This is a genomic window from Hylemonella sp. P2_B10, assembly GCF_056404875.1.
In genome coordinates, this window is record NZ_JBFUDE010000004.1 from 518,512 (window position 1) to 536,671 (window position 18,160).

The window sequence follows — 18,160 nt, forward strand, 5'->3', positions numbered from 1 at the left end:
CCCAGGAACCCCTCTCACATGGCGGACGTCTGCATGGGTATGGTGACCGGCCCATCGTTGACCAGGTGCACCTGCATGTCGGCGGCGAACTGGCCGTTCGCCACCGTAGCGTGCTGAGCGCGCGCCTGGCTGACGAAGTACTCGTACAGACGCCGGCCCTCGTCGGGTGGGGCGGCGTTGGTGAAGCTGGGACGGTTGCCGCCGGCGGTGTCGGCCGCCAGCGTGAACTGGCTGACCACCAGCAGGCCACCGGCCACGTCCTGCACGCTCAGGTTCATCTTGCCGGCCTCGTCGCTGAAGATGCGCAGTTTCAGGATCTTGGCCAGCAGCTTGTCGGCCACGGCGTCGCTGTCGCCCCGCTCGGCGCACAGCAGCACCAACAGGCCCTGGCCGATGGCGCCCACGGTCTGACCGGCGATGTCCACCCGGGCTTCGCTGACCCGCTGCAACACGACTTTCATCTAGATCAGGTCTTTCTCGTCGTCGAAATGCGCTTCCACATCGGTGGGCAGCAACTGGATGGTGGCGCGCAGCCCCGGCACGGCGCTCATCAGCGCCTGCTCCACGCTGGCGCGCACGGCAGCGGCGCGACCCAGCGACCATGAGGCGGGCATGTGCATGTGCATGTCCACAAAGCGGCGCTGGCCGGAGCGGCGAGTGGACACATGGTCAAAGCGTATCGTCGGGTGGGCAAACTCGGCCAGCGTGCGCTGGATCTGGGCCACCACCTCGGGCTCCAGCGCCTCGTCCATCAAGCCCTGCGACGAACGCCACATCAGGTGGCCGCCCTCCCACAGGATGTTGAGGGCCACGCCAATCGCCACCACCGCGTCCAGCCACAGCCAGCCGGTCAGCACCACCGCGCCGAGGCCCACCACCACACCCACCGAGGTCCACACATCGGTGACCAGGTGCTTGGCGTCGGCCTCCAGTGCGATGGATCGGTAGGCCTTGGCCGAGCGGAACATCACCCAGGCCAGCCCGCCATTGAGCACCGAACTGACCACCGACAAGGCCAGGCCCCAACCCACCGCCTGCAAGGGTTGCGGGTCCATCCAGCGGTGCACGGCGGCCCAGATGATGCCCGCCGCGGCGCCAAAGATCAGCAAGCCTTCAAAACCGGACGAAAAATATTCCGCCTTGTGGTGACCATAAGGGTGGTCCTCGTCCGCCGGACGCTGTGCAATGGTCACCATCATCAAGCCAAACATGGCGCTGGCCAGGTTGACGAAGGATTCCATGGCGTCCGACAGCAGGCCCACGGAGTCCGTGATGTACCAGGCAGCCGTCTTCATCACGATGGTGATGATGGCCACGCCTATGGACACCCACATCAGCGCGTGCGCCGACGGCAGGCGCGCGGCGGCGGCGGGCTTGTGCGCGGCGCCGGTCATGCGTTCTCCATGGCGTGCTGCGGCCAGTACACGATCACTCCAGGGTGACACGCGCAAACTTGCGCTTGCCCACCTGCAACACATAGGTGCCGGCGCCCAGCTTCAGGCCCTTGTCGCTGACCACGGCGGAATCCACCCGCACGCCGCCGCCGTCGATCAGCCGGTTGCCCTCGCCGCCGGAGGCGGCGAGGCCAGCCTGCTTCAGCAGCGCGGCAATACCCAACGGCGCTCCGCCCTCGCCCAGCGGCAGCGACAGCTCGGTGATCTCGTCGGGCACGCCACCCTTGCTGCGGTTGATGAAATCCTGCTCGGCGGCCTCGGCGGCGGCCGCACTGTGGAAACGCGCGGTGATCTCCTTGGCCAGCGCCACCTTGGCGTCCTTCGGGTTACGCCCACCGTCCACCTCGGCCTTCAGCGCGGCAATGTAGTCCAGGCTCTTGAAGCTCAGCAAGGTGTACCAGCGCCACATCAGCTCATCGGAAATGCTCAGCACCTTGGCAAACATGGTGTTGGCGTCTTCCGAGATGCCGATGTAGTTGTTCTTGCTCTTGGACATCTTGTCCACGCCGTCCAGGCCCTCCAGCAGCGGCATGGTCAGGATGCACTGCGGCTCCTGGCCGTATTCCACCTGCAGGTGGCGGCCCACCAGCAGGTTGAACTTCTGGTCGGTGCCGCCCAGCTCCAGGTCGCTCTTCAGCGCCACCGAGTCATAGCCCTGCATCAGCGGGTAGAGGAACTCATGCACGCTGATGGACTGGCCGGCCTTGAAGCGGTCATGAAAATCATTGCGCTCCATCATGCGCGCCACCGTGTAGCGCGACGCCAGCTGGATCATGCCGCGCGCGCCCAGCGGGTCACTCCACTCGCTGTTGTAGCGGATCTCGGTCTTGTCCGGATCCAGCACCAGGCTGGCCTGCTTGTAATAGGTCTGGGCGTTGGTGTCGATCTGCTCTTTGGTCAGCGGCGGGCGGGTGCTGTTGCGGCCGGACGGGTCGCCGATCATGCTGGTGAAGTCGCCAATCAGGAAGATCACCCGGTGACCCAGGTCCTGCAACTGGCGCATCTTGTTCAGCACCACGGTGTGGCCCAGGTGGATGTCTGGCGCGGTCGGGTCCAACCCCAGTTTGATGCGCAGCGGCTGGCCGGTGTTTTCAGCCCGTACCAGTTTTTTTATCCAGTCTTCCTGCGGAATCAGCTCCTCGCAACCCCGCAAGGTGACCGCCAAAGCCTCCGAAACACGGTCCGACACGGGTAAAGTTGATGCTGAGGCTTGATTCATAAGGGTTTTTAGGGGTATTTTGGCACTCACCCAGGCTATACTTGGCCGCTTTCATGGCTGTGCCGCCGGTTGATTTTAAGTGGCGCAGACCAGGGGCATCAGACCCCATCGTTTCGCTTCTGCTCATTTGGGATTCCATTGATGAACGGTTTGATTGCCGGCGGAAAAGAGTTGCTTGCTTTTCTGCAGCACGCGGTGGAACATCACCCGAAGCGCGTGATGGCCGCCGTGGCGGCCCTGACCCTGACGGCCGGTGGCGGCGCCTATGCGGTGGCCTCACTGGCCCCCGACGCCGCCAACCTGCCGGTGCGCCAGATCATCCAGGACGTGCAACCCCTGCCGCTCATGTCTCAGCAAGAGCTGCTGGACGTGCACGACTTCAACCTGTTTCGCTCCGACGTCACCCGCAGCAATGACACCGCCGAGGCGCTGCTGCGCCGACTGGGCGTGGACGACGCCGCAGCCGCCGCATTCCTGCGCAGCGACACCAACAGCCGCCAGGTGTTGCTGGGCCGTGCTAACCGCAATGTGACGGCCGAAGCCAGCGATGGCAATTCGCTGCTGAAGCTGGTGGCACGCTGGAGCCCGGACGATGACGGCAGCTTCAAGCGCCTGGTGGTGGAAAAGACCGCCAAGGGCTTTGCCTCCCGCGTGGAGGTTGCCCCCATGACCGCTTCGGTGCGGCTGGCCAGCGGCACCATTCGCAGTTCGCTGTTCGCCGCCACCGACGAGGCCAAGCTGCCCGACGCCATCGCGATCCAGATCGCCGAAATCTTCTCCGGCGACATCGACTTCCACCGTGCGCTGCGCAAGGGTGACCGTTTCTCCATCGTCTACGAAACGCTGGAAGGCGACGGCGAACCGATGCGCGTGGGCCGGGTGCTGAGCGCCGAATTCGTCAATGCCGGCAAGACCTTCCAGGCCATGTGGTTCGGCGAGGGCAGCCAGGCCGAAGGGCAGGCCAGCGGCAAGGGCGGCTACTACACCATGGACGGCCAGAGCCTGCGCCACGCCTTCCTGGCCTCGCCGCTGGAATTCTCGCGCGTGACCAGCGGTTTCAAGATGCGCTTCCACCCCATCCTGCAGACCTGGCGCGCCCACCTGGGCGTGGACTATGGCGCGCCCACCGGCACGGCAGTGCGCAGCGTGGGTGACGGCGTGGTGGACTTTGCCGGCGTGCAAAACGGCTTCGGCAATGTGGTGATGGTGAAGCACCGCAACAACAGCACCACCGTCTACGCCCACTTGAGCAAGATCAACGTCAAGAAGGGCCAGTCCGTGAACCAGGGCCAGAACGTCGGCGCCGTGGGTTCCACCGGCTGGGCCACCGGGCCGCACCTGCACTTCGAGTTCCGCGTCAACGGCCAGCAGCAAGACCCCGTGATGGTGGCGCGCCAGAGCGAGTCCATCCCCATCACCGCCGCCGCCAAGCCGGCCTTCATGCGCACCGCTGCGGCCACCCGCACGCAGCTGGCCGCAGCGGCCACCATGATGCAGATCGGCGCGCAGTAAGCGCTGCCCAAAGCGCCACACCGTGGCTGAACACTACATTGGCCTGATGTCCGGCACCTCGCTGGACGGGGTGGACGGGGTGCTGGTGGATGCCGGCGAGGGCCGCTTCCAGGTCACCCACCACGCCTACGCACCCTTCGAGCCGGCCTTTGCCGCCGAATTGCTGGCGCTGAACACGCCGCAGGGCACCGACGAACTGCACCGCGCCGCGCTGGCGGCCAACCAGCTGGTGCACACCTATGCCGGCGTGGTGCGCCAACTGCTGGCCGACTCGGGCCGGTCAGCCGCCCAGGTAATGGCCCTGGGCGCACATGGCCAAACCGTGCGCCACCGGCCGCAGGAATTCGACGCCACCGGCTACACGCTGCAATTGAACAACCCGGCTCTGCTGGCCGAGTTGACAGGGATCTCCGTGGTGGCGGACTTCCGCAGCCGCGACGTCGCCGCCGGCGGCCAGGGTGCGCCACTGGCCTCGGGCTTCCACCAGGGCGTGTTCAGCCAGCCAGGCGCCCAGACGGGCGTGCTGAACCTGGGTGGCATTTCCAACCTCACGGTGTTGCCGGCAGACGGCGGTCCGGATGTGATCGGCTTTGACTGTGGCCCCGCCAATGCGTTGATGGACGGCTGGTGTCTTCGCCATATCGGACAGCCGTATGACAAAGACGGCGCCTGGGCCGCCAGCGGCCAGGTGCATGCCACGTTGCTGCAGGCCCTGCTGGCCGAGCCCTACTTTGCCAAACCGGTGCCCAAAAGCACCGGGCGGGACTTGTTCCATACCGAGTGGCTTGCCAGCAGGTTGGCCGCGTTCCCGGGTCTGCCGCCGGTGGCGGTGCAGGCCACGCTGGCCGAACTGACGGCCGCCAGTTGCGCCGCCGAGGTGCGCCGCTACGCGCCCGAAGCGCGCCGGCTGGTGGTGTGCGGCGGTGGCGCGCTGAACGGCCACCTGATGACCCGGCTGCAAGCGCTGTTGCCGGGGGTGCAGGTGGTGTCTTCGCAGGTGCTGGGCCTGCCACCTCTGCAGGTGGAGGCCGCCGCCTTTGCCTGGCTGGCGCGGCGCACACTGCGCGGTGAGCCGGGCAACCTGCAAAAAGTAACGGGCGCCCAAGGCGCCCGCGTGCTGGGGGCAATTTACCCCGTTTGATCAGGTCGAGAAGGAAGAACCGCAGCCGCAAGTAGAAGTGGCGTTGGGGTTCTTGATGACGAACTGCGCGCCCTGCAGGTCTTCCTTGTAGTCGATCTCGGCGCCCACCAGGTACTGATAGCTCATGGCGTCGATCAGCAGCGACACGCCATTCTTGGTCATGGTGGTGTCGTCTTCGTTGGTGATTTCGTCGAAGGTGAAACCGTACTGGAAGCCGGAACAGCCGCCGCCCTGCACGAACACGCGCAGCTTCAGGTCGGGGTTGCCTTCCTCGGCAATCAGATCGGCCACCTTGGCCGCAGCACTGTCGGTGAACAGGATGGGCTCAGGCATCTGGGTCTGGATGTTTTCGGCAACGGCGCTCATGGGATTCCTTTACATGCGGTCTGGGCAGGCAGCTAATTTGCAAGTGCGCCCATCAGCCCGGATTTCAATGGAACAATACTACAGTAATTCGCTCAGGCTTTCAGTCAGCCGTTGTTTGCCGCCAGTTTCAGTGTGGGCTTTTCCTCGCCGTCCAGCAGCGGGCGCAGTTGGCCGGCGATCAGCGCGCCCTGGTGCATTTCCAGCGCCTTGTACTGCACGTCACCGTCGATGCGGGCCTTGGGCTGCAGCTCCAGCATGCGGGTGGCGTACACCGGGCCGCGCACGCGGCCGTTGATGATGATGTGGTCGGCATGGATCTCGCCGGTCACGCTGGCAGTCTCGGAAATCACCAGGATGCTGGGCTGGTCGTCATGGGCGCGCACGTCGCCCACCACGGTGCCGTCCACGCGCAGGCCATCGGTGAACACATAGTTGCCGGTGATCTGGCTGCCGTCGGCGATCAGGCTCTTGATCGGAGGCTGTTTTTGCTTGTTGAACATCTGCGCGAATCCCCACGAATAAGAAGAATTATTACAACTTGATGGACTGCTGGGCCCGGGTACTGGTTCCATCCAGCACCTTGGCCGTGACACCTTTCAACACGGTTTGCGGTGGCAGGTCCATCATGCCCTCCACACGCCCATACTGCCTCAGGCGGATCGGCTGCGCGCCCTCCGGCAACGCCGCTGTCCAAGGCTTGCCGGCCTGCAAGCCGGTAAAACTCAACTCCACCCGGCCATTGAACTCGGCCGCGTTCTTCTGCGGCTGAATGACCAGAACCTGCCATTTTACCTGACGGCCATTGACGATATCGGCCTGCAAACCGCGTATGGCAATGCCTTCCGCGCCACTGGCCGGTATCAGCTTTTCAAAGAATCCCAGGTCGTCGCGCAGGCTGCGGTTGTCGGCGTCCAGCTGCTTGTTCTGCGCCATCAGGCGCTCCTGTGCCACCCGCTCGGTGGTCAGTTGGGTGCCCGCCGTGTTGGCGATCAGCTGGGCCTTGTCGCGCTCGTCCTTCACCCGGGCCAGCTCGGTCTTCAGCGCCGACACCTCGTTGCGCAAGGTCAGGAAGTCTTCCTTGGAGTATTGCTCCAGGCCTGCGATTTCCTTGCCAAACTCAAAGGCCCACAAGCCGATGGCGGCACAGAAACCTGCCACGATGGCCAGCACCGCCCAGCGAAACGGCCACGGCAGCGCGCTGCGAACCGCCATGCGCGGTGCGCTGATGGTGAGGCGGCGGCGTAGCAGTTTGAAACGCATGGAGGGGCGAGTTTAGGGCCAGTTGGCCCCATGTCAAACCCAATAAAGGTAAAGCCTGGAAACAAAAAACCGCCCAAACCAGAGGTCGGGGCGGTTCTTTGCGGAGCGGTACCCTTGCTTAACGCTTGGAGAACTGCTTGCGGCGGCGTGCGGAATGCAGGCCGACCTTCTTACGTTCCACTTCGCGGGCATCGCGGGTCACGAAACCGGCCTTGCTCAGCTCGGGCTTCAGCGACGCGTCGTAGTCGATCAGCGCGCGGGTGATGCCGTGGCGCACAGCGCCAGCCTGGCCGGACTCACCGCCACCGGCCACGTTGACCATGATGTCAAACGTTTCGGCGTGGTTGGTCAGCAGCAGGGGCTGCTTGCAGATCATGATGGAGGTCTGGCGGCCGAAGAACTTTTCAATGTCCTTGCCGTTGACGACGATCTGACCGGAGCCTTTTTTCAGAAACACGCGGGCGACGCTGGATTTGCGACGGCCGGTGCCATTGTTCCATTCACCAATCATAGAAGCTCCTTACAGTTCCAAGACTTTGGGTTGCTGGGCAGTGTGCGGGTGCTCAGCACCACCGTACACCTTGAGCTTCTTGATCATGGCGTAGCCCAGGGGACCCTTGGGCAGCATGCCCTTGACGGCCTTTTCCAAGGCGCGGCCGGGGTGCTTGGCTTGCATGTCGCGGAAGTTGGTCGCAGAGATACCGCCCGGATAACCGGAATGGCGGTAGTAAATCTTGTCCAGCGGCTTGGCGCCGGTGACACGAAGTTGTGCTGCGTTGATGATGACGATGAAATCACCGGTATCGACGTGAGGCGTGTAAATGGCCTTGTGTTTGCCGCGCAAACGGAGAGCAACTTCGCTGGCTACTCGTCCGAGGACCTTGTCGGTCGCGTCAATCACAAACCACTCGTGCGTCACGTCAGCGGGTTTGGCGCTGAACGTTTTGGTCATGAGTTTCTCTTTGAAAGAAGGTTTGGCGGGCCCTTTTCCACGGTCGGCGTTCCTCTAATGGGAATCTCTTAGGTGGGATTAGCCACAGCGCCGAAACGCTGCAAGCTGCTTCGCCGCGGGACCACAAAATCGCTGCGAAGCCTTCGATTATACAAAAAATGACCTGTTGGGTGGTGAATTTTGGCAGCTCAGCCCATATCGGGGCGACGGGCGGCCCGATAATGGGGCCATGTTCAGCTACCGCCACGCCTTCCATGCGGGCAACCATGCCGATGTGCTGAAGCACACCACGCTGGTTGCCATCCTCAAGCACCTGATTGAAAAGGACACGGTGCTGACGGTGCTGGACACCCATGCCGGTGCCGGCCTGTACCGGCTGGACGGCGATTACGCCGAAACCAGCGGCGAGGCGGCCAACGGCTTCGTGCGCCTGTTGGCGGCGGGCGATACGCTGGAAGGCGGCCTGGCGCCGGCGCTGCAGGACTATGTGGACCTGGTGGCCAGCTTCAACAACAAGGGCAGCCACCGCGTCTACCCCGGCTCGCCCTTCATCACGCAGCGCCTGCTGCGTGAGCGGGACAAGCTCAAACTGTTCGAACTGCACCCCACCGATGCCAAGACGCTGGCCGCCAACATCGCCCAACTGGACGCCGGCCGTCAGGTGGCGGTGCTGCGCGAGGATGGCTTTGAGGGGGTGAAAAAGTTCTTGCCGCCACCGGTGCGCCGGGCGCTGCTGCTGTGCGACCCCAGTTTTGAGATCAAGAGCGACTACCCCCGCGTGGTGGAGATGGTGACCGATGCGCTGAAGCGCTTTGCCACCGGCACTTACGTGGTCTGGTACCCCATCATCCCGCGTCCGGAAGCGCACGACCTGCCACGCAAACTGAAAACCCTGGCCGTCAAAAGCGGCAAGAAGTGGCTGAATGCGCAGCTGACCGTCAAGTCCAGCAAACTCACCACCGACACCCAGGGCGAGACCGTGCGCCCCGGCCTGCCCGCCAGCGGCATGTTTGTCGTCAACCCGCCGCACACGTTGAAGGCTGCCCTGCAGGCTGCCCTGCCACAGATGGTGCAAGTCTTGGCGCAGGACAAGCATGGTAGCTTTTCGTTGGAAGCAGGCGGATAGAATAAAAGTCAGCGTTCACTTCCAAGCGCTAAACAATTAACCAACCGATCGGTCGGTTAATTCGCTATACTTGCCATCCTGGCCCTGCCGATCGGGCCGTAAGGGAATGGCATGTACACCCAGGCACTCGATCTACCTGCGTCCAAAACCGGCGAAGCCGCTGCGTCCACCGTCGCCGTGGTGCTGAACGCTGCGCAAGCGCACGCCCAGCAAGGCTTTGAGGCCAAGATGGACGCAGACGCCAAGATCGAGCCGCAGGACTGGATGCCCGAGGCCTACCGCAAGACGCTGGTGCGCCAGATCAGCCAGCACGCGCACAGCGAGATCGTGGGCATGCTGCCCGAGGGCAACTGGATTTCCCGCGCCCCTTCGTTGAAACGCAAGGCCATCCTGCTGGCCAAGGTGCAGGACGAGGGCGGCCATGGCCTGTACCTGTACAGCGCGGCCGAGACGCTGGGCACCTCGCGCGACCAGATGCTGGATGCGCTGCACAGCGGCCGCGCCAAATACAGCTCCATCTTCAACTACCCCACGCTGACCTGGGCCGATGTGGGCGTGATCGGCTGGCTGGTGGATGGCGCCGCCATCATGAACCAGATCCCGCTGTGCCGCTGCTCCTATGGCCCCTATGCGCGGGCCATGATTCGCATCTGCAAGGAAGAGTCCTTCCATCAACGCCAGGGCTATGAGAGCCTGCTGACCATGGTGCAGGGTACTGACGCCCAGCGCGCCATGGTGCAGGACGCGGTGAACCGCTGGTGGTGGCCGGTGCTGGCCATGTTCGGCCCGCCAGATGCCGACAGCCCCAACAGCGCCCAGGGCATGCGCTGGGGCATCAAGCGCATCAGCAACGACGAACTGCGCCAGCGTTTTGTGGACGCCACCGTGCCGCAGGCCAAGGTGCTGGGCGTGACGCTGCCTGACCCCGACCTGAAATGGAACGATGCGCGGCAGCAGCACGACTACGGCGCCATCGACTGGGACGAATTCTGGGCCACCGTCAATGGCAACGGCCCCTGCAACAAGGAACGCCTGGCCACCCGTGTGAAGGCGCACGAGGACGGCAAATGGGTGCGTGACGCCGCCGTGGCGCACGCACGCAAGCAACAAGCCCGCGCACTGAAGGAGGCCGCATGAGCACCACAGACCACAGCCAGGCATGGCCACTTTGGGAAGTCTTTGTGCGCTCCAAGCAAGGCCTGGAACACAAGCACTGCGGCAGCCTGCACGCGACCGACGCCGCCCAGGCGCTGCAGATGGCGCGCGATGTGTACACGCGCCGGCAAGAGGGCGTCAGCATCTGGGTGGTGCCGTCCAGCCAGATCACCGCCAGCGCGCCGCAGGACAAGGGCGAGCTGTTCGACCCGGCGGCAGACAAGATTTACCGCCACCCCACCTTCTACAGCATCCCCGACGAAGTGGGCCACATGTGATGGCGGCCGCCGACACCACCGTCCCGCAACTCGACTACCTGCTGCACCTGGCCGACAACGCGCTGGTGCTGGGCCAGCGCAACGCCGAATGGTGCGGCCACGGCCCGGTACTGGAGGAGGACATCGCGATGGCCAACATCAGCCTGGACCTGATAGGCCAGGCGCGGCTGTTGTACCAGCACGCAGCGGCCCTGCAAGGCGACGGCGCCAGCGAGGACGCCCTGGCCTATTTCCGCGACCCCGGCCAGTTTCGCAACTACACGCTGCTGGAGTTACCGCACCATGGCCCGCTGGCTGGCACGGCAGCGGCCGAGCGTGACTACGCCACCACCATCGCCCGCAATTTCCTCTACAGCGCCTGGATGGTGCTGGTGTGGGAGGCGCTGCACGCCTCCAGCGACGCCCAACTGGCCGGCATCGCCCAGCGGGCATTGAAAGAGACGCGGTACCACCTGCGGCACAGCCGCGACTGGCTGGTGCGTCTGGGCGACGGCACTGACGCGTCGCACCAGCGCATGCAATCCGCCGTGGAGCACCTGCTGCCCTACACCCAGGAGTTCTGGCTGGACAGCGCGATGGAGGCGGCGGCTGGGGCCGCCGGCGTCACGGTGCCGGCCGCGTCGCTGAAAGCGCCCTGGGAAGCCCTGGTGGCCGACGCGTTGCAGGAAGCCACGCTGGCGCCGCCCGCTAATGGCGGCCATGTGCCGCGCGGCAAACTGGGCCTGCATTCAGAGCACCTGGGCTTCTTGCTGGCGGAGATGCAAAGCCTGGCGCGCCAGCACCCAGGGGCCACATGGTGATGCTGGGCGCGCAGGTGCTTGCGGCCACCGTGCCAACGCCCCCGGGCGGCTGGCAGGCCGACCAGGTGCGCGAACTGCTGTGCACCGTTCCCGACCCGGAAATCCCGGTGGTGGGCATCGGTGAACTGGGCATCCTGCGCGAGGTGCGCGCCATCGGGCTGGACGGCTTTGAGGTGGTCATCACCCCCACCTACAGCGGCTGCCCGGCGATGGAGCAGATCGCCGACGACCTGCGCGCCGTGCTGGCGCAGCACCACATCAACGGCCGCATCACCACCCGGCTGGCGCCGGCCTGGTCCACCGACTGGCTGACCCCAGACGCGCGGGACAAGTTGCGCGCCTACGGCATCGCTGCGCCGGGTGCCTGCGCGCCACCGGCACAGCAGGTCGCCCGGGGCCAGGTGATCCAGTTCGCGGCCAAGGCAGGCCAGGCGCACGACGACGTGCCCTGCCCGCGCTGCGGCAGCGCCAACACCACGCAGACCTCGCATTTCGGCTCCACCGCCTGCAAGGCGCTGTACCGCTGCCTGGACTGCCTGGAACCGTTCGATTACTTCAAGCCTTATTGAGGCCGCCCCGGCCAACCCGCTCCCCGACCATGACCAGCGCGCACTTCCACGACCTCCGCATCCAGCACGTCACGCCCGAGGCCGCCGGCGCTGTCGCCATCACGCTGCAGGTGGACGAAGCGCTGGCACCGCTGTTCGCCTTCCGGCCCGGGCAGTTCCTGACTGTGAAGGCCGATGTCAACGGCCAGGCGCTGCGGCGCAATTACTCGATCTGCAGCAGCGTGGGCCGCTACGCGGGCGCGCGCGAGATCACCATCGGCATCAAGCCGGTGGCCGGCGGGCAGTTTTCCAACTGGGCGGCCAGCCAATTGAAGGCCGGCGACCTGCTGGCCTGCATGCCGCCGGACGGCCGTTTCACACCGCGTGCCGCCGCCGCGCCCGGCGCCGCCGTGCACCGGGTGGGCTTTGCCGCCGGCTCGGGCATCACGCCGCTGCTGTCCATCATCACCAGCACGCTGGAGGGTGAGGCCGATTCGCGCTTCACGCTGGTCTACGGCAACCAGCGCGTGGGCAGCATCCTGTTCAACGAGCAATTGCAGGACCTGAAGGACCGCTACCCCACGCGCCTGAGCCTGGTGCACGTGCTGTCGCGCCAGGCCCAGGAAACGGCGCTGCACAACGGCCGGCTGGACGCCGCCAAGCTGCGCGAGTTGCTGGCCAGCCTGATCCCGGCCGAACACATCAGCGAGGCCTTCATCTGCGGCCCCTCGGCCATGATGGACGCGGTGGAGCAGGCCCTGCTGCAAGCTGGCTTGCCCGCCGAGCGGGTGCACACCGAGCGCTTTTTCGCCGGCGACACCGCCGCGCCGCCCTCCCCCTCCGCCACCCGGACGGCCAGCGGCGCCGAGCCTGCGGCCGGCACCATCCCACTGCAGGTGGTGCTGGATGGCAAGACCCACAGCATGTTCATGGCCCCAGGGGACAAGGTGCTGGACGTGGCGCTGGCCGCCGGCCTGGACCTGCCCTATGCCTGCCGCGGTGGCGTGTGCTGCACCTGCCGCGCCCGCGTGCTGGACGGCCAGGTGGCGATGGACAAGAATTTCACGCTGGAACGCTGGGAAATGGACAAGGGCTTCGTGCTGACCTGCCAGGCCCGGCCGTTGACCGACCGCCTGGTGATCAGTTACGACGAACGCTGAGCGCCAAACCGGCCCCGCCAGTCCCCCGCGGGCTGGCAGCGTGCGGCAAAGGCGACAAACCGCCGCTCGACCGGGCCGATCGCGCCATGGTCCGCGCTACACTGCGACATCGTCAACGCGTGATCGCACTCCATGATTTTCGTCACTGGCGGAGCCGGCTACATCGGCTCGCACACCTGCGTGGAATTGCTCAATGCCGGACAGGATGTCACGGTGTACGACAACTTCTGCAACAGCCAGCCGGAAGCGCTGGCGCGGGTGCAGCGCATCACCGGGCGCACGCTGACGCTGGTGGAAGGCGACATCCGCGACGGTGACCGCCTGCACGCCGCCTTGCGCGACAGCGGCGCCGACGCCGTGATCCACTTCGCCGGCCTGAAGGCGGTGGGCGAATCGGTGCAGGAGCCGCTGGCTTACTATGACAACAACGTGGTGGGCACATTGCGGCTGCTCGAGGCCATGGGCCGCTGCGGCGTCAAGGCGCTGGTGTTCAGCTCCTCGGCCACCGTCTATGGCGAGCCGCAGCGCCTGCCGCTGACTGAGGACCACCCGCTGTCAGCCACCAACCCCTATGGCCGCAGCAAGCTGATCATCGAGGACATGCTGCGCGACCTGTACGCCAGTGACGCGGACTGGCGGCTGGCCATCCTGCGCTACTTCAACCCGGTGGGCGCGCATGCCAGCGGGCTGATTGGCGAGGACCCACGCGACGTGCCCAACAACCTGCTGCCCTATGTGGCCCAGGTGGCCGTGGGGCGGCGTGAGTTCCTCAACGTCTGGGGCGGTGACTACGACACGCCCGATGGCACCGGCGTGCGCGACTACATCCACGTGGTGGACCTGGCGCTGGGCCACCTGAAGGCGCTGCAGCGGCTGCGCCAGGGGCCGCAGTGCACGGTGGTCAACCTGGGCACCGGCACCGGCTACAGCGTGCTGGACATGGTGCACGCCTTCGAGCAGGCCAGCGGCCGGCCTGTGCCCTACAAGGTCGCCCCGCGCCGCAGCGGCGACGTCGCTTCCTGTTACGCTGACCCGGCCCAGGCATTGGCCCTGCTGGGCTGGCAAGCGCAAAAAAATCTCACCGACATGTGCCAGGACGCCTGGCGCTGGCAAAGCAGCAACCCAGCCGGCTATGGCCCGGCTGCGACCTGACACAAAAAAGGGAAAGGCAAAACGATGACCAAGGGAATGATTCTGGCCGCCGGCCAGGGAACACGTGTGCGGCCGCTGACGCGCGACCTGCCCAAGCCCATGATCCCCATCCTGGGCAAGCCGGTGATGGAATACCTGATCGAACACCTGGCGCGCCACGGTGTCACCGAGATCATGGTCAACGTGGCCTACCACCACCACAAGATCGAAGAGTATTTTGGCGATGGCCACCGCTGGGGCGTGCAGATCGGTTACGCCTACGAGGGCGTGCGCGACCATGGCGACATCCTGCCGCGTCCCATGGGTTCGGCCGGTGGCATGCGGCGCATCCAGGACTTCAGCGGCTTTTTTGACGAAACCACGCTGGTGCTGTGCGGCGACGCCATCATTGACCTGGATATCACGGCCGCCGTGGCCGAACACAAGGCCAAAGGGGCCATGGCCAGCCTGGCGGCCCTGGAAGTGCCCATGTCCGAGGTACAGAACTACGGCATCGTGGTGACCGAATCGGACGGTCGTATCGCCTCCTTCCAGGAGAAGCCCAAGCCGGCAGATGCCAAATCCACCATGGCCAATACCGGTATCTACATTTTTGAGCCCGAGGTCATCAACCGCATTCCGCCCGGCAAGGTCTATGACATCGGTTCGCAGCTGTTTCCCGGCCTGGTGGAAGAAAAACTGCCCTTCTATGCGCAGAACCGGCCGTTCAAATGGCTGGACATCGGCCGCGTCAGCGACTATTGGTCGGTGCTGCAGCAGGTGCTGCGCGGCGACGTGGCTGAGATGAAGATGCCCGGGCGCGAGGTCAAGCCCGGCATCTGGGTGGGGCTGAACACCAAGGTGGATTGGGACGGGGTCAACATCACCGGCCCGGTCTACATCGGTTCCAGCGCGCGGGTGGAGGCCGGCGCCACCATCACCGGGCCGGCCTGGATAGGGCACGGCAGCCACATACGCACTGGCGCCAAGGTGGTGCGCAGCATCCTGTTTGAATACACGCGCATCGCAGCGGACATGAAATTCAGCGAGATGATCGTGTCACCCGAATACTGCGTGGACCGCCATGGTGATACGCTGTACCGCGGCGACGACACCTCCCAGCTGCGCTGGGGCGATGCACGCGCTTAAGCTGTCCTGCTAGACCCGAAATTGACCACCATGCTGATACAACCAGTTGTCCTGTCCGGCGGTTCCGGCACCCGCCTGTGGCCGCTGTCGCGAGAAAAATACCCCAAGCAATTGCTGCCATTGGTCGGTGAGGACTCGCTGCTGCAAGCGACCGTGCGCCGGGTGGAGGGCCTGGCTGGCGCCAGCCTGGCCGCGCCCATGGTGGTGTGCAATGAGGAATACCGCTTCGTCATCGCCGAGCAGCTGCGCCTGATGGGCAAGCCCGGCCTGCTGGTGCTGGAGCCGGCAGGCCGCAACACTGCGCCTGCCCTCACCCTGGCCGCGCTGGCGGCCAGCCGGGAGCAAGCTGACCCGGTGCTGCTGGTGATGCCAGCCGACCACGTGATCCTGGACACGGCACAGTTCCAGTCCGCGGTGCGCCAGGGGGCTGAACTGGCGCAGGGCGGCGCGGTGGTGACCTTCGGCATCTCGCCCGACACGCCAGAAACCGGCTATGGCTATATCCAGGCCGGCGCGGATTTTGCCGGCAGTGCCCGGCTGATCTCCCGTTTCGTGGAAAAACCCGATCTGGCCACCGCCCAAGCCTACCTGGCCGAGGGTAGCTACCTGTGGAACAGCGGCATCTTCATGATGCGGGCATCCAGCTGGCTGGCCGCCATTGGCCAGTGCCGCGCCGACATCCTGGCCGCCTGCCAGGCAGCCTGGGCCAAAGGCAGCACCGACGGCGAGTTCTTCCGCGTGGGCAAGGCCGAATTTGCCCAGTGCCCCAGCGACTCCATCGACTACGCGGTGATGGAGCGGCTGACTTCCGTCGGCGCCAGCGGACTGCCCAAGGGCGTGGTGATCCCCTTGAGCGCGGGCTGGTCCGACGTCGGTGCCTGGGATGCGCTGTGGAAGGTATTGCCCAAGGACACGCAGGGCAACGTGTCCCAGGGCGACGTGTTGTTGCACGACAGCCAAGGCACGCTGGCGTTGTCCGAGGGTCGGTTGATCGCCTGCGTGGGCGTGCGCGACCTGGTGGTCGTGGAAACCCCCGACGCCGTGCTGGTGGCACACAAGGACCGTACCCAGGACGTGAAGAAGATCGTCGACCAGCTCAAGGCCTCCGGCCGCGCCGAGGGCCAGATCCACCGCAAGGTGTTCCGCCCCTGGGGCTGGTACGACAGCATAGACGCTGGCGCCCGCTTCCAGGTCAAGCGCATCGTGGTCAAGCCCGGCGGCACGCTGTCGCTGCAGATGCACCACCACCGTGCGGAGCATTGGATCGTGGTCAGCGGCACCGCCAAGGTCACCAAAGGTGAGGATACTTTCCTGGTGTCGGAGAATGAATCCACCTATATTCCCCTGGGCACCACACACCGGCTGGAAAACCCGGGGCGGGTGCCGCTGGAGATGATTGAGGTGCAGTCTGGCGCCTACCTGGGTGAGGACGACATTGTGCGTTTTGAGGACGTCTATGGCAGGTGACCTCAGACGGCACGGCTAGGACACTTGCGCGCACTGCTTTGGCGGGTGCAAGGAGGCCCCCAAACCAGCCCACCGTCGGCGGTGCCTGACCAAACCGGTACCTGAATCACGTGAGAAACCCGTTTGTCGCCAACCTCCGAAAGTTCTGGCACCTGAGCGTGCGCAAGCTTTTCTCGGTGCTGCCCAAATCGGCCCGTTTCGCCGTCTACCGGTCGTTTGCGCAATGCGACCCCCGGCCCGATCAGCGGATGGTGTTCAAGATCGCCGAGACCCGGGAAGAACTGGAAGCCTGCTTCAAACTGCTGCACGATGCCTACGTCAGCAGCGGTTTCATGAAGCCCGACCCCTCGGGCATGCGCGTCACCACCTACCACGCGCTGCCGACCACCACCACGCTGTGCGCCAAGTTCGACGGTGAGGTGGTCGGCACCATGTCGCTGATACGCGAGAGCGTGTTCGGCTTCCCGCTGCAAGCCATCTTCGACCTCGAGCCGGTGCGCCAGAAAGCGGGCAAGATCGCCGAGGTGTCGGCGCTGGCGGTGCATCCGAAGTTCCGCAAGACCGGCGGGGCCATCCTGTTCCCGCTGATGAAGTTCATGTACGAGTACTGCACCACGTTCTTCGACACCCGGCATCTGGTGATCGCGGTGCACCCGACACGCATTGAAATGTACGAGTCCCTGCTGTTTTTCGAGCGGCTGCAGGAAAAACCGGTGAAAGGCTACGATTTCGCCAACGGCGCGCCCGCCGTGGGCGCCACACTGGACCTGCGCGTCGCGCCCGAACTGCTCAAGCAGGCCTATGGCGGCAGAAAGCGCTCACGCAACATGTACGACTACTTCGTCAAGCTGCGGATGGCCAACATCCAGATGCCCAGCCGGCGCTACTACACCACCAACGACCCGGTGCTGACACCGCCGTTGATGGATTACTTCTTCAACCAGCGCACCCAGGGCTTCCAGAACCTGGATGAACGCGAGCGCGTGCTGTTGCACGGCATCTACGATCTGCCGCAGTACAAGGCCGTGCTGCCCCCGCTGTTTTCCGACTCGGGCTATGAGCAGGCGGTGCGCCAGCACCAGCGCTACTCCACCAAGGTGCCGGCCAGCTTCGAGATCAACACGGTGGGCGAGCCCGAAATTCACGAGTTGCGCGTCATTCAGTTTTCCAGCCACGGCTTTCTGGCCCACTCCAGGGGCTTGCTGCCCACCAATGTCTGGGGCAAAGTGGTGGTGCAGCTGGGCAACGAAGAGCAATCGACACTGAAGGCGATGGCCCTGCGTGGCAAGAACACCGGCAACCGCGGCTTCTACGTGTTCAAGGTTGAGGAGCCGGATCTGGCCTGGCGCAAGTTCGTGGGCGCGCTGACCTCGGGCAGCACCCACGAGGACATGAAAAACGCCACCAAGTTCCTGCGCGATTGAAAGCAGCCAAACTGCTTT

At 65.0% G+C, this 18,160-nt stretch carries 20 protein-coding genes; 12 read left to right on the forward strand and 8 right to left on the reverse strand.

The window, feature by feature from the left end:
* Window positions 1-14 precede the first annotated feature (14 nt).
* From dtd to tyrS, 3 genes are all read right to left on the reverse strand, one after another.
* Window positions 15-461, reverse strand: a complete 447-nt coding sequence (gene dtd / locus AC1DX2_RS20255) for a D-aminoacyl-tRNA deacylase (protein ID WP_477198203.1) — start codon at window positions 459-461, stop codon at window positions 15-17.
* Entirely contained in the window at window positions 462-1,334 is an 873-nt protein-coding gene (locus AC1DX2_RS20260; protein ID WP_477198386.1) for a cation diffusion facilitator family transporter, read from the reverse strand. It abuts the gene before it with no gap.
* 94 nt (window positions 1,335-1,428) lie between these two features.
* On the reverse strand, window positions 1,429-2,673 hold the full coding sequence (tyrS, locus tag AC1DX2_RS20265; protein ID WP_477198204.1) for a tyrosine--tRNA ligase: 1,245 nt from the start codon (window positions 2,671-2,673) through the stop codon (window positions 1,429-1,431).
* Between the two features lie 138 nt (window positions 2,674-2,811).
* Here tyrS and AC1DX2_RS20270 point away from each other — a divergent pair, with 138 nt between their 5' ends.
* Window positions 2,812-4,185, forward strand: coding sequence for a peptidoglycan DD-metalloendopeptidase family protein (locus tag AC1DX2_RS20270; RefSeq protein WP_477198205.1), 1,374 nt, complete (start codon window positions 2,812-2,814; stop codon window positions 4,183-4,185).
* 22 nt (window positions 4,186-4,207) lie between these two features.
* The gene (locus AC1DX2_RS20275) at window positions 4,208-5,326 is read left to right on the forward strand and encodes an anhydro-N-acetylmuramic acid kinase (protein WP_477198206.1); all 1,119 of its coding nucleotides are present in this window, start codon (window positions 4,208-4,210) and stop codon (window positions 5,324-5,326) included.
* Here the strand turns inward: AC1DX2_RS20275 and erpA are convergent, their stop codons facing one another.
* The 5 genes from erpA to rplM form a co-directional block, all read right to left on the reverse strand.
* Window positions 5,327-5,692 carry an iron-sulfur cluster insertion protein ErpA gene (gene erpA / locus AC1DX2_RS20280; RefSeq protein ID WP_477198207.1) on the reverse strand — a complete coding sequence of 122 codons (366 nt, stop codon included), beginning with the start codon at window positions 5,690-5,692 and terminating at the stop codon, window positions 5,327-5,329.
* 104 nt (window positions 5,693-5,796) lie between these two features.
* Window positions 5,797-6,192 (reverse strand): bactofilin family protein, encoded by a 396-nt coding sequence (locus AC1DX2_RS20285; protein WP_477198208.1) that lies wholly within the window; start codon window positions 6,190-6,192, stop codon window positions 5,797-5,799.
* Between the two features lie 31 nt (window positions 6,193-6,223).
* Window positions 6,224-6,952: a DUF6776 family protein gene (locus AC1DX2_RS20290; RefSeq protein WP_477198209.1), complete on the reverse strand. Its 729-nt coding sequence runs from the start codon at window positions 6,950-6,952 to the stop codon at window positions 6,224-6,226.
* A gap of 118 nt (window positions 6,953-7,070) precedes the next feature.
* A complete protein-coding gene (rpsI, locus tag AC1DX2_RS20295; RefSeq protein WP_477198210.1) occupies window positions 7,071-7,463 on the reverse strand; it encodes a 30S ribosomal protein S9 in 393 nt (130 codons plus the stop codon).
* A gap of 9 nt (window positions 7,464-7,472) precedes the next feature.
* Window positions 7,473-7,904 (reverse strand): 50S ribosomal protein L13, encoded by a 432-nt coding sequence (gene rplM / locus AC1DX2_RS20300; RefSeq protein ID WP_477198211.1) that lies wholly within the window; start codon window positions 7,902-7,904, stop codon window positions 7,473-7,475.
* 229 nt (window positions 7,905-8,133) lie between these two features.
* On the opposite strand from rplM, the gene AC1DX2_RS20305 reads away from it, so the two are divergent.
* The 10 genes from AC1DX2_RS20305 to AC1DX2_RS20350 all read left to right on the forward strand — a co-directional run bounded on the left by AC1DX2_RS20305 (window position 8,134) and on the right by AC1DX2_RS20350 (window position 18,142).
* Window positions 8,134-9,030: a 23S rRNA (adenine(2030)-N(6))-methyltransferase RlmJ gene (locus AC1DX2_RS20305; RefSeq protein WP_477198212.1), complete on the forward strand. Its 897-nt coding sequence runs from the start codon at window positions 8,134-8,136 to the stop codon at window positions 9,028-9,030.
* Between the two features lie 111 nt (window positions 9,031-9,141).
* On the forward strand, window positions 9,142-10,167 hold the full coding sequence (paaA, locus tag AC1DX2_RS20310) for a 1,2-phenylacetyl-CoA epoxidase subunit PaaA (protein ID WP_477198213.1): 1,026 nt from the start codon (window positions 9,142-9,144) through the stop codon (window positions 10,165-10,167).
* The gene (gene paaB / locus AC1DX2_RS20315) at window positions 10,164-10,463 is read left to right on the forward strand and encodes a 1,2-phenylacetyl-CoA epoxidase subunit PaaB (RefSeq protein WP_477198214.1); all 300 of its coding nucleotides are present in this window, start codon (window positions 10,164-10,166) and stop codon (window positions 10,461-10,463) included. Before paaA ends, paaB begins: the two co-directional genes overlap by 4 nt.
* Complete coding sequence (gene paaC / locus AC1DX2_RS20320; protein ID WP_477198215.1) at window positions 10,463-11,263, forward strand: 1,2-phenylacetyl-CoA epoxidase subunit PaaC; 801 nt, start codon at window positions 10,463-10,465, stop codon at window positions 11,261-11,263. Before paaB ends, paaC begins: the two co-directional genes overlap by 1 nt.
* Window positions 11,263-11,832: a 1,2-phenylacetyl-CoA epoxidase subunit PaaD gene (gene paaD, locus AC1DX2_RS20325; RefSeq protein WP_477198387.1), complete on the forward strand. Its 570-nt coding sequence runs from the start codon at window positions 11,263-11,265 to the stop codon at window positions 11,830-11,832. The genes paaC and paaD overlap by 1 nt, the downstream gene beginning before the upstream one ends.
* Before the next feature lie 29 nt (window positions 11,833-11,861).
* Entirely contained in the window at window positions 11,862-12,971 is a 1,110-nt protein-coding gene (locus tag AC1DX2_RS20330; protein ID WP_477198216.1) for a 2Fe-2S iron-sulfur cluster-binding protein, read from the forward strand.
* A gap of 132 nt (window positions 12,972-13,103) precedes the next feature.
* Window positions 13,104-14,123: a UDP-glucose 4-epimerase GalE gene (gene galE / locus AC1DX2_RS20335; RefSeq protein WP_477198217.1), complete on the forward strand. Its 1,020-nt coding sequence runs from the start codon at window positions 13,104-13,106 to the stop codon at window positions 14,121-14,123.
* 24 nt (window positions 14,124-14,147) lie between these two features.
* Window positions 14,148-15,251 carry a nucleotidyltransferase family protein gene (locus AC1DX2_RS20340; protein ID WP_477198218.1) on the forward strand — a complete coding sequence of 368 codons (1,104 nt, stop codon included), beginning with the start codon at window positions 14,148-14,150 and terminating at the stop codon, window positions 15,249-15,251.
* A 30-nt stretch (window positions 15,252-15,281) separates the two neighbouring features.
* Window positions 15,282-16,718 (forward strand): mannose-1-phosphate guanylyltransferase/mannose-6-phosphate isomerase, encoded by a 1,437-nt coding sequence (locus AC1DX2_RS20345; protein WP_477198219.1) that lies wholly within the window; start codon window positions 15,282-15,284, stop codon window positions 16,716-16,718.
* A 110-nt stretch (window positions 16,719-16,828) separates the two neighbouring features.
* Complete coding sequence (locus tag AC1DX2_RS20350; RefSeq protein ID WP_477198220.1) at window positions 16,829-18,142, forward strand: N-acyl amino acid synthase FeeM domain-containing protein; 1,314 nt, start codon at window positions 16,829-16,831, stop codon at window positions 18,140-18,142.
* The last annotated feature ends 18 nt before the right edge of the window (window positions 18,143-18,160 follow it).

Excerpts from the sequence above, each read along its gene's own strand:
- dtd (WP_477198203.1), bottom strand. The coding sequence starts at position 461 with ATGAAAGTCGTGTTGCAGCGGGTCAGCGAAGCCCGGGTGGACATCGCC.
- AC1DX2_RS20260 (WP_477198386.1), bottom strand. The coding sequence starts at position 1,334 with ATGTGGGTGTCCATAGGCGTGGCCATCATCACCATCGTGATGAAGACG.
- tyrS (WP_477198204.1), bottom strand. The coding sequence starts at position 2,673 with ATGAATCAAGCCTCAGCATCAACTTTACCCGTGTCGGACCGTGTTTCG.
- erpA (WP_477198207.1), bottom strand. The coding sequence starts at position 5,692 with ATGAGCGCCGTTGCCGAAAACATCCAGACCCAGATGCCTGAGCCCATC.
- AC1DX2_RS20285 (WP_477198208.1), bottom strand. The coding sequence starts at position 6,192 with ATGTTCAACAAGCAAAAACAGCCTCCGATCAAGAGCCTGATCGCCGAC.
- AC1DX2_RS20290 (WP_477198209.1), bottom strand. The coding sequence starts at position 6,952 with ATGCGTTTCAAACTGCTACGCCGCCGCCTCACCATCAGCGCACCGCGC.
- rpsI (WP_477198210.1), bottom strand. The coding sequence starts at position 7,463 with ATGATTGGTGAATGGAACAATGGCACCGGCCGTCGCAAATCCAGCGTC.
- rplM (WP_477198211.1), bottom strand. The coding sequence starts at position 7,904 with ATGACCAAAACGTTCAGCGCCAAACCCGCTGACGTGACGCACGAGTGG.
- AC1DX2_RS20305 (WP_477198212.1), top strand. The coding sequence starts at position 8,134 with ATGTTCAGCTACCGCCACGCCTTCCATGCGGGCAACCATGCCGATGTG.
- paaA (WP_477198213.1), top strand. The coding sequence starts at position 9,142 with ATGTACACCCAGGCACTCGATCTACCTGCGTCCAAAACCGGCGAAGCC.
- paaB (WP_477198214.1), top strand. The coding sequence starts at position 10,164 with ATGAGCACCACAGACCACAGCCAGGCATGGCCACTTTGGGAAGTCTTT.
- paaC (WP_477198215.1), top strand. The coding sequence starts at position 10,463 with ATGGCGGCCGCCGACACCACCGTCCCGCAACTCGACTACCTGCTGCAC.
- paaD (WP_477198387.1), top strand. The coding sequence starts at position 11,263 with ATGCTGGGCGCGCAGGTGCTTGCGGCCACCGTGCCAACGCCCCCGGGC.
- AC1DX2_RS20330 (WP_477198216.1), top strand. The coding sequence starts at position 11,862 with ATGACCAGCGCGCACTTCCACGACCTCCGCATCCAGCACGTCACGCCC.
- galE (WP_477198217.1), top strand. The coding sequence starts at position 13,104 with ATGATTTTCGTCACTGGCGGAGCCGGCTACATCGGCTCGCACACCTGC.
- AC1DX2_RS20340 (WP_477198218.1), top strand. The coding sequence starts at position 14,148 with ATGACCAAGGGAATGATTCTGGCCGCCGGCCAGGGAACACGTGTGCGG.
- AC1DX2_RS20345 (WP_477198219.1), top strand. The coding sequence starts at position 15,282 with ATGCTGATACAACCAGTTGTCCTGTCCGGCGGTTCCGGCACCCGCCTG.